The organism is Stenotrophomonas sp. HMWF003 (genome assembly GCF_003061285.1).
GTDB classification, from domain to species: domain Bacteria; phylum Pseudomonadota; class Gammaproteobacteria; order Xanthomonadales; family Xanthomonadaceae; genus Stenotrophomonas; species Stenotrophomonas maltophilia_AP.
The window spans coordinates 1-2,198 of record NZ_QAIW01000331.1; the positions used below are offsets into that span (position 1 = coordinate 1).

A 2,198-nucleotide genomic window follows, 5' to 3' on the forward strand; every position below is an offset into this window, starting at 1 on the left:
GCCGCTGATGTTGAAGCGGCGGTACTGGCTGCGTACCGGGCCGGCGGCATCGAACACCACGCAGGAGGCCACGGTCGCCTCGCCCATGGTGTGGCTGATATCGAAGCACTCCACCCGCTTGACCTGCTCGGCCAGGCCGAGCATCTGCCGCAGGTCTTCGCTGCGCGCATGCTGGGCGCTGCGGCTGGTGAGCTCGCTGACCAGGGTGATCTGCGCGTTGCGGCTGGCCAGTTCGACATACCCGGCGCGCTCGCCGCGCACGTTCCACTTCAATTGCACCTTGACCTCGGCCGAGGCCGAGAGCGCGGACTCGATCAGGCTGGCATCCGGAATTTCGCGGTCCAGCAGGATTTCGCGGGGCGGCGAGTGCTCGGCGTAGTACTGCGACACGAACGCCGCCAGGATCTCCTCGGCGCTCTCTTCGCCGTTGGTCCGCGGGTAGAACGGCCGGGTGCCCAGGTTGCGACCGTCACGGAAGGCCAGCAGCATCACGCAGGCATTGGCGCCGCGGGTGGCACAGGCGAGCACGTCCAGGTCAGCGGCGCGGCCGTCCACGTACTGGCGGGTCTGCATGCTGCGCAGTGCGGTGACCAGGTCGCGCAGCCGTGCGGCCTGCTCGAACTCCAGCGCGTCGCTGGCCGCCTGCATCTGGGTGCCCAGTTCGCGCGCGAGCAGGTCGCTTTTCCCCTCCAGGAACATCGAGGCGCGGCGCACCGATTCGGCATAGTCCGTCGCACTTACCAGATCCACGCAAGGCGCGCTGCAGCGGCCGATCTGGTACTGCAGGCAGGGCCGCGAGCGGTTGCGGAACACGCTGTCCTCGCAGCTGCGCAGCTTGAACAGCTTGTGCATGAGGTTGAGCGTGTCGCGCACGGCGGTCACGCCCGGATAAGGGCCGTAATACCGGCCCGGCACCGCGCGCGGCCCGCGGTGCAGCGCGATGCGCGGCCAGTCTTCGCGGGTAAGCAGCACGTGCGGGTAGGTCTTGTCGTCGCGCAGGGACACGTTGTAGCGCGGCGACAGCGACTTGATCAGCTGGTTTTCCAGCAGCAGCGCCTCGCCCTCCGAGCGGGTCACGGTCACGTCCATGCGCGCCACCTGCGACAGCATCGACATGATCCGCGTGGTCTTGGGCGTGCCGTTGAAGTAGCTGCCCACCCGGTTGCGCAGCGCACGCGCCTTGCCGACATACAGCAGGCTGTCGTCGGCGGCGTACATGCGGTAAACGCCGGGCGCGGTACTCAGGTGGGCCGCGAATGCCTTGCCATCGAAGGCGGGTGCGGTGGAAACAGTCATTCGCTGATCGGGACTTCGCTCAATACGCCACTGACAGGGTCGAAACGCAGCACGGCATGGGCGTCGGTCTCGGCGATCCACACCGCTCCGCCGCCCAGGGCCAGCCCGGCCGGGCCGTGCAGTCGGCGCGGCAGTTCCAGCGTGCTCAACTCACCGCCGCCCAGGCGCAGCGTGCGCAGGCGGCCATTGCCGGCATCGGCGATCCACAGCAACGGCGCATCCGGGCTGAGCGCGATGGCCTGCGGGTGCTGCAGCTGGGCGATCGTACGCGGACCATCCTGTTCGCCGAACGACCACAGGCCCTGCCCGACCAGCGTCTGCACCAGGTCGCCGCGCAGCTGCATGGCACGGATCGAGGAGCCCAGCGCATCGCAGACGTACAGCACCTGCTGCACGGCGGCCAGCGACGTCGGCTGCGCGAACGCGGCCAGGTGGCCACTGCCGTCGCGTTCGTCGATCGCCCCCGAACCGGCGCGCCAGTGCAGGCTGCGCTGGCCCAGGTGGTAGGTCCAGATGCGGTTGTCGCCGGCCATGGCGATGTGGATCTGGTTGTCGGCCACCGCCAGTCCCTGCGGATGGTTGAGCGCGGTCTGGCGCGGCTGCGCCACCGGCCCCTCGATCGGCTCGCCGGGGCGGCCAGTGCCACACAAGGTGTCGACCTGGCCGGTCAGCAGGTGGATGCGACGCAGGGCATGGTTGCCGGTGTCGGCCACGTACAGCGACTCGCGCTCCAGGGCCAGGCCCTGGGGACGGTTGAAGGCCGCCTCGGCCGGACCGCCGTCCATGAAATCGGCGGTGCCCAGCCCGAACTGGCGCAGCACGCGCCCGCCGTGGCTGCATTCGAGCACGCGGTGGTGGCCGCTGTCGGCGATGTACAGGCGCTCGGTGGTGGCCACCAGGCC

Annotated in this window: 1 protein-coding gene and 1 pseudogene; both read right to left on the reverse strand. The window is 69.6% G+C overall.

Features of this window, described 5'->3' with window-relative positions; translation table 11 throughout:
• Window positions 1-1,296: excinuclease ABC subunit UvrC (gene uvrC / locus DBR34_RS13295; RefSeq protein WP_128097142.1), on the reverse strand; the 1,296-nt coding region annotated here is incomplete at its 3' end.
• Window positions 1,293-2,198, reverse strand: a pseudogene (locus DBR34_RS23065) (hypothetical protein); the annotation flags it as partial. The pseudogene DBR34_RS23065 and the gene uvrC, both read right to left, overlap by 4 nt.